Below are 12,857 nucleotides of genomic sequence, written 5' to 3'. Positions count from 1 at the left end.
TTTTGGTATAGCTTTCGGCGTCATCGGTTGTTCAGGTTGTCTATCGTTAAAACACAGCCTGTCCGATTGAAAAGATCCCTGCTTATAAAAATAGACTAGTGATTCGGGTAAAACGCCACGCGAGGAAGATGTCATGCATATATTGCTGACCGGCGGTACTGGTTTGATCGGGCGTGCCCTGTGTCGTCACTGGCAGGCCCAGGGTCACCAGTTGAGTGTATGGACTCGCCAACCCGATAAGGTTGCCGCCCTGTGCGGTCCCCAGGTGCGGGCTGTCAAGACGCTGCAAGAGCTGGACCAGATCCCGGTGGACGCGGTGATCAACCTGGCCGGGGCGCCGATCGCCGATCGGCCCTGGAGCCACAAGCGCAAGGCGCTGCTTTGGCACAGCCGCATCGCCCTGACCGAAACCCTGCTGGCCTGGCTCGAAAGCCGCGAACACAAACCCGGTGTGCTGGTGTCGGGCTCGGCGGTGGGCTGGTACGGCGACGGTGGCGAACGGGAACTGAGCGAGGATTCGCCCCCGGTCAACGAGGACTTTGCCAGCCAGTTGTGCATAGCCTGGGAAGAAACTGCCCAGCGCGCTGAGGCCATGGGCGTGCGTGTGGTGCTGGTGCGCACCGGTTTGGTGCTGTCGCCCGAGGGCGGCTTTTTGTCGCGCCTGCTGCTGCCCTTCAAGCTGGGGCTGGGCGGGCCGATCGGCAACGGCCGGCAATGGATGCCGTGGATTCATATCGACGATCAAATCGCCCTGATTGATTTTCTTGTGCATCAGCCTGGGGCGCAGGGTCCTTATAATGCCTGCGCGCCAAAACCGGTGCGCAACCGCGAGTTCGCCAAGACCTTGGGGCGGGTGCTGCACCGGCCCGCACTGATACCGCTGCCGGCGTTTTTCCTGCGCCTGGCCTTGGGTGAATTGTCGTTGCTGTTGCTGGGAGGCCAGCGTGCCGTTCCCGCGCGGTTGCTGGAAGCGGGTTTCACTTTCCAGTTCACTGATTTGCCTGCGGCCCTGGACGCCTGTGTCCAGCCGCCTCTGAAATAGGACGTTGCATGACCGATCACGCGTTGCTCCTGGTCAACCTGGGTTCGCCGGCTTCCACTTCGGTGGCGGACGTGCGCAGCTACCTCAACCAATTCCTCATGGACCCTTATGTGATCGACCTGCCCTGGCCGGTCCGACGTTTGCTGGTGTCGCTGATCCTGATCAAGCGGCCAGAGCAATCGGCCCACGCCTACGCGTCGATCTGGTGGGAAGAGGGTTCGCCGCTGGTGGTGCTCAGCCGGCGTCTGCAGAAGGTAATGAGCGAGCAGTGGAAGCAGGGCCCGGTAGAGTTGGCCATGCGCTACGGCGAGCCTTCGATCGAGTCCGTGCTGCTCAAGCTGGTGGCCCAGGGGCAACGCAAGATCACCCTGGCCCCGCTGTATCCACAGTTTGCCGACAGCACGGTCACCACCGTGGTCGAGGAGGCCAGGCGTGTGGTACGCGAGCATAAGCTGGACGTGCAATTCAGCGTGCTGCAACCCTTCTACGATCAACCCGAGTACATCGAGGCGTTGGTGGCCAGCACCCGGCCGCACCTGCAACAGCCCTTCGATCATCTGCTGCTGAGTTTCCACGGCCTGCCCGAGCGGCACTTGAACAAGCTCAACCCGGGACACTCCCTCGATGGTGCCGGGGACTGCTGCGCAGAGTCATCGCCCCAGGTGCTTGCCAACTGTTATCGCGGCCAGTGTTTCCGTACCGCCAGGGCTTTCGCCCAGCAGATGGGCCTGGCCGACGGGCAATGGTCGGTTTCCTTCCAGTCACGGTTGGGGCGAGCGAAATGGATCGAGCCCTACACCGAGGCACGCCTTGATGAACTGGGTAAACAAGGGGTGAAGAAGCTGCTGGTGATGTGCCCGGCATTTGTCGCCGACTGCATCGAAACCCTGGAGGAGATCGGTGATCGCGGTCGCGAGCAGTTTCGCGAGGCGGGAGGGGAGGACCTGGTGTTGATCCCTTGCCTGAATGACGACCCACAATGGGCCAAGGCCTTGAACGCCTTGTGCGAGCGAGCGCCGCTGGCGTTGTAAATAGCTTCGCCGGCAAGCCGGCTCCTGCGGGGGAGACAGCTTGCCGGCGAAGGGTTCTCTAGATCAACGGCTCATCGGCCTTCTTGTTTTTCCAGCCGTCGTTCCCCGGCAGCACCAGGTTCAGCACGATGGCGACAACGGCGCACAGGGCGATGCCCTTGAGGCCGAAATCATCCGGACCGGTACCGGTTCCCACCAGCACGCCACCAATGCCGAACACCAGGGTCACCGAGACGATCACCAGGTTGCGGGCTTCGCCCAGGTCGATCTTGTGGCGGATCAGGGTGTTCATCCCCACCGCGGCGATCGAGCCGAACAGCAGGCAGAGAATCCCGCCCATCACTGGCACCGGGATGCTTTGCAGCAGCGCGCCGAACTTGCCGATAAAGGCCAGGGTGATGGCGAAGACCGCCGCCCAGGTCATGATTTTCGGGTTGTAGTTCTTGGTCAGCATTACCGCGCCAGTGACTTCGGCGTAGGTGGTGTTGGGCGGCCCGCCGAACAGGCCGGCAGCGGTGGTGGCGATGCCGTCACCGAACAGGGTGCGGTGCAGGCCGGGCTTCTTCAGGTAGTCGCGGCCGGTGACGCTGCCGACCGCAATCACGCCACCGATGTGCTCGATGGCCGGTGCCAGGGCGACCGGGACGATGAACAGGATCGCCTGCCAGTTGAACTCCGGTGCGGTGAAGTGCGGCAGTGCCAGCCAGGGGGCGGCGGCGATCTTCGCGGTGTCCACCACGCCGAAGTAGAACGACAGGGCAAACCCCACCAGCACGCCGGAAATGATCGGCACCAGGCGAAAGATGCCTTTGCCGAACACCGCGACGATCAGGGTGGTGAGCAGCGCGGGCATCGAGATCATCATCGCCGTCTGGTAATGAATCAGCTCGCTGCCGTCACCGGCCTTGCCCATGGCCATGTTGGCGGCGATGGGGGCCATGGCCAGGCCGATGGAAATGATCACCGGGCCAATGACCACCGGCGGCAACAGGCGGTCGATGAAACCGGTGCCCTTGATCTTCACGGCCAGGCCGAGAAAGGTGTAGACGAAGCCCGCCGCCATTACCCCGCCCATGGTCGCGGCGAGGCCGAACTGCCCCTTGGCGAGAATGATCGGGGTGATGAAGGCAAAGCTCGACGCCAGGAAGACCGGCACCTGGCGCCCGGTCACCACCTGGAACAACAGAGTCCCGAGACCCGCCGTGAACAGCGCCACGTTCGGGTCGAGACCGGTGATCAGCGGCATCAACACCAGGGCACCGAAGGCCACGAAGAGCATCTGCGCGCCAGACAGTACCTGGCGCCAGAGCGGATCGTTGAACTCGTCCTGCATGATCAGGAATCCTTCTGCTTGGTGCCGAAGATCTTGTCACCGGCATCACCCAGGCCAGGAATGATGTAGCCATGCTCGTTGAGCTTCTGATCGATGGAAGCGGTGTAGATGGTCACGTCCGGGTGCGCCTGCTCGACGGCGGCGATGCCCTCGGGGGCGGCCACCAGGACCATGGCGCGGATGTCACGGCAGCCGGCCTTTTTCAACAGGTCGATGGTGGCGACCATGGAACTGCCGGTGGCCAGCATCGGGTCGATGATCATCGCCAGGCGCTCGTCGATTTCCGGTACCAGTTTTTCCAGGTAGGTGTGGGCCTGCAGGGTTTCCTCGTTGCGGGCCACGCCTACGGCGCTGACCTTGGCGCCCGGGATCAGGCTCAGCACGCCTTCGAGCATGCCGATGCCGGCACGCAGGATCGGTACCACGGTAATCTTCTTGCCGGCGATCTTCTCGACCTGGACAGGGCCGCACCAGCCTGGAATCTCGTAGCTTTCCAGGGGCAGGTCTTTGGTGGCTTCGTACGTCAGCAGGGCACCGACTTCCTGAGCGAGCTCGCGAAAGTTCTTCGTGCTAATGTCTGCGCGGCGCATAAGGCCAAGTTTGTGTCGGATCAGCGGATGGCGGATCTCACGGATGGGCATAGGGAAAGGCTCCGGCGGCGGGCAAAAAAAACGGCCTAGATTAATCTATCCGGGGTTGTTGTCCTATAGACATAAAGTACGTTAGTCCAGAAACGCTTGATCTGACCGGGCCGGATGCGTACCTTTGCCCGCTTTTCCGAAACTGCCACCCCTTGGAGAGCGCCATGTCCGCTGATCTCGAGCATATCCGTCAAATCATGCGCGAGGCTGACTGCCTGTACACCGAAGCTGAAGTCGAGGCGGCCATCGCCCGGGTCGGTGCACAAATCACTGAAGAACTGGCTGAGCGCAATCCGGTGGTGTTCTGCGTCATGAACGGTGGCCTGATCTTCGCGGGCAAGCTGCTGACCCACCTGCGCTTTCCCCTGGAAGCCTCCTACCTGCACGCTACCCGCTACCGCAACGAAACCAGCGGCGGTGAGCTGTTCTGGAAGTCCAAGCCGGAAGTCTCCTTTATCGACCGCGACGTGCTGATCATCGACGACATCCTCGATGAAGGTCACACCCTGGGCGCGATCATCGACTTCTGCAAACACGCCGGCGCCCGCGCCGTGCACACGGCCGTGCTGATCGACAAGGACCACGACCGCAAGGCCCGTCCGGACCTCAAGGCCGACTACATGGGCCTGCCTTGCGTGGACCGCTACGTGTTCGGCTACGGCATGGACTACAAGGGCTACTGGCGTAACGCTGCCGGCATCTATGCCGTCAAGGGCATGTAAGCGATGACCGGGCCGAGCTTTCTCGATCAAGCGTTGTTCAGCGACCTGGCTGAGAAAGCCGCGGCCAACCCCCGCGGTCGTCAGCACCACAACTTCCATGCCATGGAAGAGCCTTGCCACCGCATGGCGGTGGGGCTGCAACCCTCCACTTATGTTCCGCCGCATCGCCACCTGAGCGCTGACAAGGCCGAGACCCTGCTGGTGCTCAAGGGGCGCCTGGGCGTGCTGATTTTCGATGAAGCGGGCCAGGTCCAGGGCAAGCGGGTGCTGCAGGCCGGCGGCGACTGCGTCGGTGTGGACTTGCCGGCCGGGGTTTTCCACGGCCTGGTGGTGCTGGAGCCCGACAGCCTGATGTTCGAATGCAAGGCCGGCCCTTATCGCCCAGTGGGCGAGGGTGAGCAGGCCAGTTGGGCGCCCCGTGAAGGCGAGCCCGGCGTGGCCGAATACCAGGCCTGGATGCGCGCCCAGTTCGACTGAACAGGCCCGCGCCCGTGACAGCGGCCTACCGTCGGTAACGGTGCAAGATTTGCAGTAAAAACCCGTGCTAGAGTGCTCGGCCCTTGTCTGGAGCCTGTCATGAGCCTGTTGATTCGCAGTAGCGCGGCCCTTCTTCTGTGCTTGAGCCTGCCCCTGGCAGCCGCCCCGGCCCCCTTGCACGGGCAGTTCCTGCCTCCCGATGATCTGACCCTGCGCGACAGCGTCCCGCAACAGCAGCAGTTGTTGCAGGTCACCGAGTATTCGGTGGTGATCGGCAGCCAGCGCCAATCGAACCAGCAACCGATTCCCGTGACTTCGCCAGTGTGGGTGCGGCTCAAGGGCAAGCCGTTGAACAAGGGCGCCACCATCAGCCAGGTGCTGGTGAACTTCGACGGTGAAAGCAAAAGCCTGAAAAAGCCGCAGTTCGATGCCAAGACCCGGACCCTGACCCTGTATTACCCGCTGGCCCAGTACCGTGCGGTGATGGACCTGTTGCGCAACGACACGGTGTATTGCCAGTTCCTCAGCTATGCCAACGGGCACATCTGGGCTGACCTGCATACCGGCAGCGTGCGTTCGCGTTGAGGCCATATGCGGGCTGGGGGTAAACTGCCCGCCCCGTGAAATGTCTGCGAGCTGGAGTCGGCAATGCGTAAAGATAAGAAACAAGTGATTGGTGACGAGATCAGCGACGAGCAGATCAAGTTGTTCCTCGATTTCGAGCCGGTCGATGCAACTTCGCCGTCCCTGCACAAGCTGATCAAGGCCTATCGTGGCCTGCGCATCGATGATTTCGAACGCTTCCTGACCTTCTTCGTCGAGGCCGGTTTCGACCTGGATGGCAAGGATGAGCACGGCCAGACCTTCATCGACCTGATCCGCGATCAGCGCAACGCCGCCGACTACATCGAGCTGATGGACAACGCCCGCGGCTGATCTTCTCGCCAGGCATAAAAAAACGCCCCGTCCTGCGAAGGACGGGGCGTTTTTCATTCAGCGCGGATCAGGCGCAGCTTTCGGTTTCCTTGCTTGGCTCGACCAGCTCCAGGCTCAGGTTGTTTTCGCTGTTGATCTGGTGGTACAGCGTTGCGTCGGTTTCCAGGACCTTTTCCCGTGCCGGGAAGATTTCCTTGAGCTTGGCAGCCCATTCGCCGCTGGCCTTGGCCGGGAAGCAGCGCTCGATCAGCTCCAGCATGATCGAAACGGTCACCGAGGCACCTGGCGAGGCGCCGAGCAGGGCGGCCAGAGAGCCGTCCTTGGCGGCCACCAGTTCGGTACCGAACTGCAGGATGCCGCCTTTCTTCGGATCCTTCTTGATGATCTGCACCCGCTGGCCGGCCACCTCCAGGCGCCAGTCCTCGGCCTTGGCCTCGGGGTAGAAGCGGCGCAGGGATTCCAGGCGCTGTTCCATGGACTGCATGACTTCGCTGACCAGGTACTTGGTCAGGTCCATGTTGTCCCGGGCCACGGCCAGCATCGGGCCGATGTTGCCGGCGCGTACCGACATCGGCAGGTCGAGGAACGAGCCGTGCTTGAGGAACTTGGTGGTAAAGCCGGCATAAGGCCCGAACAGCAGGGACTTCTTGCCTTCGACCACGCGGGTGTCCAGGTGCGGCACGGACATCGGTGGCGAGCCCACGGCCGCCTGGCTGTAGACCTTGGCCTGGTGCTGCTTGACCACTTCCGGGTTGTCGCAACGCAGCCACTGGCCGCTCACCGGGAAACCGCCGAAGCCCTTGCTTTCCTCGATGCCCGAGGCCTGCAGCAGGGGCAGGGCCGCGCCACCGGCGCCGAGGAACACGAACTTGGCGTCGACTTCGCGGGTACTGCCGCTGTTGACGTCCTTGATGCTCACGGTCCAGCCGTTGGCCTTGTTGCGCTTGAGGCCAGTGACACGCTTGCAGTACTTGACCTGGGCATCGGGAGCGCTGGTCAGGTGCTTGAGCAACTGGTTGGTCAGGGCGCCGAAGTTGACGTCGGTACCGTTGAGCACGCGAGTGGCGGCGATGGTTTCGTCCGCTGGGCGGCCCGGCATCATCAGCGGCATCCACTCGGCCATCTTGGCCTTGTCTTCGGTGTATTCCATGTCCGCGAAGGCATGGTGCTGGCTCAGTACTTCAAAGCGCTTCTTGAGGAAGGAAACGCCTTTTTCGCCCTGTACGAAGCTCAGGTGCGGCACGGGGCTGATGAAGGACTTGGACGAGCCGAAGGTGCCTTTCTTGGTCAGGTAGGACCAGAACTGCTTCGACACCTCGAACTGGGTGTTGATGTGCACGGCTTTCTTGATGTCGATGCTGCCATCGGCGGCCTGTGGCGTGTAGTTCAGCTCACAGAGGCCGGCATGGCCGGTACCGGCGTTGTTCCACGGGTTGGAACTTTCCGCGGCACCCGAATCCATCAGCTCGACGACTTCCAGCTTGATCGCGGGGTCGAGCTCTTTGAGCAGTACAGCAAGGGTGGCACTCATGATGCCGGCCCCGACCAATACGACGTCTACTGCTTCGTTATGCGCCATTAACGCGTCTCCAAAATCTGCAGCACCAAATTGACGGCATGGCTGCCAGGAGTGACGGGGCGGTTCACGTAATGCCCCAGGTTACCCATGGCCAGGATCGCCATGTCCGAATCTTCGCAATTTTTTGCAACTACCACGGACGCTGCCAACCGGGCCTCAAGGTGCGTATGAACGCATCTCGGGGAGCCTCGGGCAATTCGACTTATGGTCGATACATCCGCTCGTGCAACCAAATCCGTCAGCGGACAGGCTTCAAGCACCAGTTCTTGAGGAGTGCTCGGTCCTGTGTAATCGGGCTGTTGTAGAGGCCAATGGTGCCAGTTCAGACGCAAAACTATTCATTTGCTCGCCACACTCTTGTGAAGTTGTGAAAACCCGTTTTTTCACGCTCTTTTGAAGACGTGAACCTCAAAAAAGGGCTGCCTCAGCCTGGCACCTGGCCCGCGCGGTGATGCCGGCAAAGGATGCGGGCACGACGGGCAAACAGCTTTAAGTGGCCGAGCAACGGCAGCTCTGCAGTTTCGCGAAAAGTGGAGGTTTGCAAGGTGAACAGCAAGCACGCCAGCTTCACTCGAACTGTGTGGGCGGCTCTCTGTGGGCGGTGCGGGGTGCCAAAGCAGTGGCGTTGGCGGTACTGCGAGGCCCGATCAGGAGACGTCCTTATAATCGGGGGGAGATTGTAACGAAGAAATGCGCAGAAATGATCCTGTTTCGCGACTTTTATTAGGCTTTTGGTCAGGTGGCCAGTATCGGTTGCACCCGGGAGCGAGCGCAGCGCGGGCTGACCCGGGCGCTGGCGGGCAGCGGCTGGTGCAACCAGTTCAGGCGAATTTCCTGGATTTCCACCCAGCCATCGCCTACCGGGGCCAGCAGGCAGTGCTTGAAGGCCTGGCAACGTCCCTGGCTGTCCAGCAGGGCGAAGCTGCGAAACTGTTGACGCGGGGCGAACAGGGAGCGGATGAAGTTCATGACCAGGTACCTGAATGTGTCATTGACGATAAGAATGCCCTTGAGCCGTTACATCATGATGTATTGCCAGTGAACGGCAGGTTACAGGAACCCGGTTGTACGGGACCTGTCTGAGTCTTGACTAAGTCATGCCTGGCGCTGGTTTGCCGTCCTTGTGCACCGCTATACTGCGGGCCTGTTTGTGCCTGATTCCTGGAGAGATGAGCATGTTGCAACGCCTGTTGTTCGGTTTGATCACTGTGACCAGCCTGTCGCTGGTGGGTTGCGCCCACAGCCCGCAACAACTCAGCCCGGAGCCCAAGCTCACTGCCCAGCTGGCGCCTGTCGGCCATGGCCAGCCGGTGGTGGTGAAAGTGGTTGATGGACGTCCTTCGCCGACCCTGGGCACCCGTGGCGGCCTGTACCCGGAAACCAGTGCCATCACCGTGCAGAGCGCGCAGATCCTGCCCAAGCTGCAGGCCCAGGCCGAAGCCGCAGTGCGCCTGCTGGGCTTTACCCCGACCGCCGGTGGCGCCAACGCCCCTCAGTTGACTGTGACCCTGGCCGAGCTCAAGTACCAGTCGCCTAAAGAAGGCCTGTACGTGACCGAGGCCACCATCGGTGCCACCTTCCGCTCGGATGTGCAGAACGCCAACCGTCGTTACAGCGGCCGTTACGGTGCTTCCCTGGACCAGCGTTTCGGCATGGCGCCGAACCAGGACACCAATACCAAGCTGGTGGGCGATGTGCTCAGCGATGCCTTGACCCGTCTGTTCAAGGATCCGACCGTGGGCCAGATCCTCGGCGAGTAACCCGCGCCTGGCCGGGGTTTGAGCCCTGGCCAAGCAACGAAAAAGCCCGGCTGCCTGATGGCGCGCCGGGCTTTTTTATGGGCGCGGATCAGGCCGCCTCGACGTAGAAGTCCAGCATGCTGACGCCCGTCAGCAGGTCTGTTTCCGGCAGGTCCGCGTGCTGGTGCCCGCCCAGGGCGCAATACACCAGCCAGTGCCGGTCCTGCACGTTGAACGCCAGGGCGCCCACCAGCGCCTGCTGTTCTTCACTGGGGGCGATCAGGTAAAGGCGGTCCTGGTTTTCGGCGTGCAGCATGACAAGCTCCGTGGGTTTCGAGGGGCGACAGACTGGCTTGTTTAGATGACGAAAAGATGACGCTTTAAATTAATGGACCGGCGTCTCGTTACTGGTCGGAAAGCCCCCCGCGTTTTGTCGGGGATTGAGTAGAATCCGCGCCGCGGGTGCACTCGACGGCCCGTATACGGCTTTCCTCCGAGGTTCATGATGTCGCTGCAACTGATCTGGTCGATGTTCAACGCCCATCCCGCCAAACTGATCAACCTGCTTGCCCTGCTGTTCGCCTGCCCAGGCAGCTGGCTGCTGCACGCCACCCGCCGTCGTGAACTGCGGGCCCTGGCCAATCTGGCCGTGCAGAGCGAGGGACGGGCGGTGGATCAGCCGTTGCTGATGCTGGATCCCGCAACCTTGCGCATCAATAGGTTTTTCTACCGCTTCGGCTTCGCCTGCCTTGGCCTGGCGTTGCTGGTGTCCTGGATCAGCACCCGGTTCTGATCAACCCCCAGGTTGCAGAAACGACAACGGCGCCCGCAGGCGCCGTTGTGCTTTCCAGTCCGGCCGTTACAGCGCCAGACCGGCCTTGACCCGATACTGGTTGCGCACCGGATTGGCGTATTGCAGTACCAGGTACGGCCGGTGTTCTGCCGGGCAGGCATCCAGCCGGCGCTGCCATTCCTGTTCGGCCTTGGCCAGCTCCTGGGCCGGGAAGACCTCGGCGGCCGTTGGCACCTGCAGTTGTGGATCGGCATCGCTCCACTGGGCATAGGCCAGGTAGTGCACCGGGAACAGGCGGTAGCCGCCGAGGATCTGCCGGTCCATTTCCATGGCCAGTTGCTTGGTGTCCTCGAAGGATTCGCTGATGGGCGCGGCGAAGTTCACGTGGACCCGGCCTTTATAGCCGGTGATGCCCTTGGCGATGCTCACGTCATCCTCGCCTGGTGCCTTGGTATAGGTGCCGGTGGTGGCGCGGATGTACAGCTCGCGGGCCTTGGCCTGGTCGCAGGGGTCGTATTCGTAGCTGATGGACACCGGTGTCAGGTTCAACGACTGGATGACCTCGCCGAACGGCTCGTCCTTGCGGCTCATGTGGAACATCTTGAGGATCGCCGACTCGGTGCGATCGTCGCCATCCTTGGCCCGGCCCTCGGCCTGGGCGATCCAGATCGACTGGCCGTCGTTGCGGATCGAATGGTTGATATAGGCCGACAGCAGCTGGTAGGCCGCGAGCTTTTCCCGGCGACCGCTGATGGAACGGTGCACGATGAAACTCTTGTTCAGGCGCATCAGGTCGCTGACAAACGGCTTCTGCAGCAGGTTGTCGCCAATGGCGATGCGTGGCGTCGGCAGGCCGGCGTGGTACACCGCGTAGTTGACGAAGGCCGGGTCCATGACGATGTCGCGGTGGTTGGCCAGGAACACATAGGCGGTGCCCGACTTGAACTGCTCGACGCCGGTGTAGGTCACGCCGTCGGTGGCCCGCTCGATGGTGTGGTCGACGTAGAATTCGACCTTGTCCTGCAGGGTGGCCACCGAAGTGACCCCGGCAAACTCACGGCGCAGGCGGTGAGCGATCAGGGGTTTGAGCAGCCAGCCGAAAGTCTTGGCAAAACGCGGGAAGCGAAAGTGGGTGAGGATATCTAGAAACGCCTTGTCACCGAGCAGCCGGGCCAGCACCGCTGGTACTTCGCTGTCGTGGTAAGGTCGGATGGCATCGAATTCGCCCATCATGCTCTCTTGTTAGAAACGGCTAGGGTAAGAAAAGGTTCGGATCGAAAAAAGCCGGGCACGGTCTGAAAATTCAGCTCAAACAAAAAAAGCCCTGCAAATAGACCGGCGATTATACGCATAAGTCACTCTGGAGACGGCGATGCTGGAAACCGACCATTATCAGTGCCCTTACTGTGGCGAACAGGCAGAGGCGGTGCTGGACCTGTCTGGCGGCGACCAGACCTATATCGAAGACTGCCCGGTGTGCTGCCGGCCCATTGTATTCACCCTGCAAACCGACGGTCGGGAATGGATGCTCGACGTTCACAGTGAAAACGACTGAATGGGGAGTGGCCCTTATGCAGCGCATCTACGAGCCGGAAAACCTGCTGGAAGGCGAGTTGCTCCAGTGCATGCTGGCCAGCGAGGGGATCGAGGCCCATCTGCAGGGGCGCGATCTGTTGGGCGGGGCAGGGGAGCTGCCGCTGTTCGGGCTGCTGGGGCTGTCGGTGGAAAACCACCAGGCGCAACAGGCGCGAGAGCTGATCGCTGCGTACAATGCGGCCCTGCCGTTGCCCTTTGATGAACCGGACAATTTTGCCGGGGTGCTGGTCTGTTAGGCTGAGCGCCGATTTGCCGAGAGTTGTATTGCCCCATGTGTGGACGTTATGCCCTGTTTCGCTGGAACCCCGCGTTTGCCGCCTTGCCGGGATTTCCCGCCGACCAGAAGGCGCAGTGGAACATCTCGCCCAATGATTCGGTGCTGATCCAGCGCGCGGAAAATGGCCATCGCACCCTGGCCCGGGCCCGCTGGGGGCTGACACCGCCGTGGCTCACGGACCTTTCCCGGACGCCCGCCCATGCCCGGGCGGAAACCCTGGCGGAGCAGCCGATGTTTCGCCAGGCCTTTCGCGAGCGGCGCTGCCTGCTGCCGGCCAATGGTTTCTACGAATGGCGCGGCGGCACCCGCAAGCGCCCCTACTGGCTGACGCCGGGGGAAGGTTCGTCGATCTTTTTTGCCGCGATATGGGAGGCCTACCCGGTGCAGGAGCAGGTCTGGCTGAGCACTGCAGTGGTAACCCAGGCGGCTTCCAATCTGCGTCGCCCGCTGATCCTCGATGCCGCCGGCCAGCAAGCCTGGCTCGATCCCGAGACCCCCTTGCATGCCCTGCAAGCCTTGCTGGCCAGCCCGCCGGCAGCCCTGCGCGAGCGGGTCCTGGCCAACCTGGTCAATGACCCCAAGCTCAACGGCCCCGAGTGCCTGACCCCCGCCTGAAGCATCAACTGCAGGAGCTGGCTGCAGGAGCTGGCTTGCCAGCGAAGAGGCCCCCTGGTTTGCTGTCCAAGCCAGG

General features: G+C 62.0%; 17 protein-coding genes. 11 read left to right on the top strand and 6 right to left on the bottom strand.

Features of this window, described 5'->3' with window-relative positions; all coding sequences use genetic code 11:
- Nucleotides 1-133: 133 nt before the first annotated feature.
- Together AC1RMG_RS16970 and hemH are read left to right on the top strand one after the other, a co-directional pair.
- Complete coding sequence (locus AC1RMG_RS16970; protein ID WP_011063389.1) at nt 134-1,042, top strand: TIGR01777 family oxidoreductase; 909 nt, start codon at nt 134-136, stop codon at nt 1,040-1,042.
- 8 nt (nt 1,043-1,050) lie between these two features.
- On the top strand, nt 1,051-2,073 hold the full coding sequence (hemH, locus tag AC1RMG_RS16965; protein WP_065365201.1) for a ferrochelatase: 1,023 nt from the start codon (nt 1,051-1,053) through the stop codon (nt 2,071-2,073).
- A gap of 58 nt (nt 2,074-2,131) precedes the next feature.
- On the opposite strand, the gene AC1RMG_RS16960 is transcribed toward hemH, so the two are convergent.
- Both AC1RMG_RS16960 and upp read right to left on the bottom strand, forming a co-directional pair.
- On the bottom strand, nt 2,132-3,406 hold the full coding sequence (locus AC1RMG_RS16960; protein WP_011063387.1) for a uracil-xanthine permease family protein: 1,275 nt from the start codon (nt 3,404-3,406) through the stop codon (nt 2,132-2,134).
- Between the two features lie 2 nt (nt 3,407-3,408).
- Nucleotides 3,409-4,047 carry a uracil phosphoribosyltransferase gene (gene upp / locus AC1RMG_RS16955; RefSeq protein ID WP_011063386.1) on the bottom strand — a complete coding sequence of 213 codons (639 nt, stop codon included), beginning with the start codon at nt 4,045-4,047 and terminating at the stop codon, nt 3,409-3,411.
- 164 nt (nt 4,048-4,211) lie between these two features.
- On the opposite strand from upp, the gene AC1RMG_RS16950 reads away from it, so the two are divergent.
- The 4 genes from AC1RMG_RS16950 to AC1RMG_RS16935 all read left to right on the top strand — a co-directional run bounded on the left by AC1RMG_RS16950 (nt 4,212) and on the right by AC1RMG_RS16935 (nt 6,182).
- Nucleotides 4,212-4,769, top strand: coding sequence for a hypoxanthine-guanine phosphoribosyltransferase (locus AC1RMG_RS16950; protein WP_011063385.1), 558 nt, complete (start codon nt 4,212-4,214; stop codon nt 4,767-4,769).
- 3 nt (nt 4,770-4,772) lie between these two features.
- On the top strand, nt 4,773-5,246 hold the full coding sequence (locus AC1RMG_RS16945; protein ID WP_011063384.1) for a WbuC family cupin fold metalloprotein: 474 nt from the start codon (nt 4,773-4,775) through the stop codon (nt 5,244-5,246).
- Between the two features lie 99 nt (nt 5,247-5,345).
- A complete protein-coding gene (locus AC1RMG_RS16940; RefSeq protein WP_011063383.1) occupies nt 5,346-5,831 on the top strand; it encodes a hypothetical protein in 486 nt (161 codons plus the stop codon).
- 63 nt (nt 5,832-5,894) lie between these two features.
- The gene (locus AC1RMG_RS16935) at nt 5,895-6,182 is read left to right on the top strand and encodes a PA4642 family protein (protein WP_236203330.1); all 288 of its coding nucleotides are present in this window, start codon (nt 5,895-5,897) and stop codon (nt 6,180-6,182) included.
- A gap of 67 nt (nt 6,183-6,249) precedes the next feature.
- Here the strand turns inward: AC1RMG_RS16935 and mqo are convergent, their stop codons facing one another.
- Nucleotides 6,250-7,761, bottom strand: coding sequence for a malate dehydrogenase (quinone) (gene mqo, locus AC1RMG_RS16930; protein ID WP_019095052.1), 1,512 nt, complete (start codon nt 7,759-7,761; stop codon nt 6,250-6,252).
- A gap of 735 nt (nt 7,762-8,496) precedes the next feature.
- Nucleotides 8,497-8,730 carry a hypothetical protein gene (locus AC1RMG_RS16925; protein ID WP_210458103.1) on the bottom strand — a complete coding sequence of 78 codons (234 nt, stop codon included), beginning with the start codon at nt 8,728-8,730 and terminating at the stop codon, nt 8,497-8,499.
- 206 nt (nt 8,731-8,936) lie between these two features.
- Here AC1RMG_RS16925 and AC1RMG_RS16920 point away from each other — a divergent pair, with 206 nt between their 5' ends.
- Nucleotides 8,937-9,521: a YajG family lipoprotein gene (locus AC1RMG_RS16920; RefSeq protein ID WP_011063379.1), complete on the top strand. Its 585-nt coding sequence runs from the start codon at nt 8,937-8,939 to the stop codon at nt 9,519-9,521.
- A gap of 88 nt (nt 9,522-9,609) precedes the next feature.
- Here AC1RMG_RS16920 and AC1RMG_RS16915 read toward each other — a convergent pair whose 3' ends face one another.
- Nucleotides 9,610-9,816, bottom strand: a complete 207-nt coding sequence (locus AC1RMG_RS16915; RefSeq protein WP_011063378.1) for a hypothetical protein — start codon at nt 9,814-9,816, stop codon at nt 9,610-9,612.
- A 189-nt stretch (nt 9,817-10,005) separates the two neighbouring features.
- On the opposite strand from AC1RMG_RS16915, the gene AC1RMG_RS16910 reads away from it, so the two are divergent.
- Nucleotides 10,006-10,293 carry a hypothetical protein gene (locus tag AC1RMG_RS16910; protein ID WP_015636955.1) on the top strand — a complete coding sequence of 96 codons (288 nt, stop codon included), beginning with the start codon at nt 10,006-10,008 and terminating at the stop codon, nt 10,291-10,293.
- Between the two features lie 66 nt (nt 10,294-10,359).
- Here AC1RMG_RS16910 and AC1RMG_RS16905 read toward each other — a convergent pair whose 3' ends face one another.
- Nucleotides 10,360-11,526: a 1-acyl-sn-glycerol-3-phosphate acyltransferase gene (locus tag AC1RMG_RS16905; protein WP_015636954.1), complete on the bottom strand. Its 1,167-nt coding sequence runs from the start codon at nt 11,524-11,526 to the stop codon at nt 10,360-10,362.
- A 139-nt stretch (nt 11,527-11,665) separates the two neighbouring features.
- Here AC1RMG_RS16905 and AC1RMG_RS16900 point away from each other — a divergent pair, with 139 nt between their 5' ends.
- Genes AC1RMG_RS16900 through AC1RMG_RS16890 form a run of 3 tightly spaced genes read left to right on the top strand, consistent with a single transcriptional unit; the run spans nt 11,666 to nt 12,781 of the window.
- Nucleotides 11,666-11,848 carry a CPXCG motif-containing cysteine-rich protein gene (locus tag AC1RMG_RS16900; RefSeq protein WP_011063375.1) on the top strand — a complete coding sequence of 61 codons (183 nt, stop codon included), beginning with the start codon at nt 11,666-11,668 and terminating at the stop codon, nt 11,846-11,848.
- Nucleotides 11,849-11,864: 16 nt separating this feature from the next.
- Nucleotides 11,865-12,125 (top strand): putative signal transducing protein, encoded by a 261-nt coding sequence (locus AC1RMG_RS16895; protein ID WP_011063374.1) that lies wholly within the window; start codon nt 11,865-11,867, stop codon nt 12,123-12,125.
- Nucleotides 12,126-12,160: 35 nt separating this feature from the next.
- Nucleotides 12,161-12,781, top strand: coding sequence for an SOS response-associated peptidase (locus tag AC1RMG_RS16890; RefSeq protein WP_493169656.1), 621 nt, complete (start codon nt 12,161-12,163; stop codon nt 12,779-12,781).
- The last annotated feature ends 76 nt before the right edge of the window (nt 12,782-12,857 follow it).

This window comes from Pseudomonas sp. GW822-FHT04H02 (assembly GCF_058800645.1).
The sequence above is the reverse complement of the archived record's forward strand: the minus strand, read 5'-3'. Positions and strand labels throughout refer to the sequence as shown.

Bases quoted from the DNA above. Each gene is read 5' to 3' on its own strand.
- AC1RMG_RS16925 (WP_210458103.1), bottom strand. From the start codon at position 8,730: ATGAACTTCATCCGCTCCCTGTTCGCCCCGCGTCAACAGTTTCGCAGC.
- AC1RMG_RS16905 (WP_015636954.1), bottom strand. From the start codon at position 11,526: ATGATGGGCGAATTCGATGCCATCCGACCTTACCACGACAGCGAAGTA.
- AC1RMG_RS16970 (WP_011063389.1), top strand. From the start codon at position 134: ATGCATATATTGCTGACCGGCGGTACTGGTTTGATCGGGCGTGCCCTG.
- AC1RMG_RS16935 (WP_236203330.1), top strand. From the start codon at position 5,895: ATGCGTAAAGATAAGAAACAAGTGATTGGTGACGAGATCAGCGACGAG.
- AC1RMG_RS16915 (WP_011063378.1), bottom strand. From the start codon at position 9,816: ATGCTGCACGCCGAAAACCAGGACCGCCTTTACCTGATCGCCCCCAGT.
- AC1RMG_RS16910 (WP_015636955.1), top strand. From the start codon at position 10,006: ATGTCGCTGCAACTGATCTGGTCGATGTTCAACGCCCATCCCGCCAAA.
- AC1RMG_RS16945 (WP_011063384.1), top strand. From the start codon at position 4,773: ATGACCGGGCCGAGCTTTCTCGATCAAGCGTTGTTCAGCGACCTGGCT.
- AC1RMG_RS16920 (WP_011063379.1), top strand. From the start codon at position 8,937: ATGTTGCAACGCCTGTTGTTCGGTTTGATCACTGTGACCAGCCTGTCG.
- AC1RMG_RS16960 (WP_011063387.1), bottom strand. From the start codon at position 3,406: ATGCAGGACGAGTTCAACGATCCGCTCTGGCGCCAGGTACTGTCTGGC.
- hemH (WP_065365201.1), top strand. From the start codon at position 1,051: ATGACCGATCACGCGTTGCTCCTGGTCAACCTGGGTTCGCCGGCTTCC.
- AC1RMG_RS16950 (WP_011063385.1), top strand. From the start codon at position 4,212: ATGTCCGCTGATCTCGAGCATATCCGTCAAATCATGCGCGAGGCTGAC.
- AC1RMG_RS16895 (WP_011063374.1), top strand. From the start codon at position 11,865: ATGCAGCGCATCTACGAGCCGGAAAACCTGCTGGAAGGCGAGTTGCTC.
- AC1RMG_RS16890 (WP_493169656.1), top strand. From the start codon at position 12,161: ATGTGTGGACGTTATGCCCTGTTTCGCTGGAACCCCGCGTTTGCCGCC.
- mqo (WP_019095052.1), bottom strand. From the start codon at position 7,761: ATGGCGCATAACGAAGCAGTAGACGTCGTATTGGTCGGGGCCGGCATC.
- AC1RMG_RS16940 (WP_011063383.1), top strand. From the start codon at position 5,346: ATGAGCCTGTTGATTCGCAGTAGCGCGGCCCTTCTTCTGTGCTTGAGC.
- upp (WP_011063386.1), bottom strand. From the start codon at position 4,047: ATGCCCATCCGTGAGATCCGCCATCCGCTGATCCGACACAAACTTGGC.
- AC1RMG_RS16900 (WP_011063375.1), top strand. From the start codon at position 11,666: ATGCTGGAAACCGACCATTATCAGTGCCCTTACTGTGGCGAACAGGCA.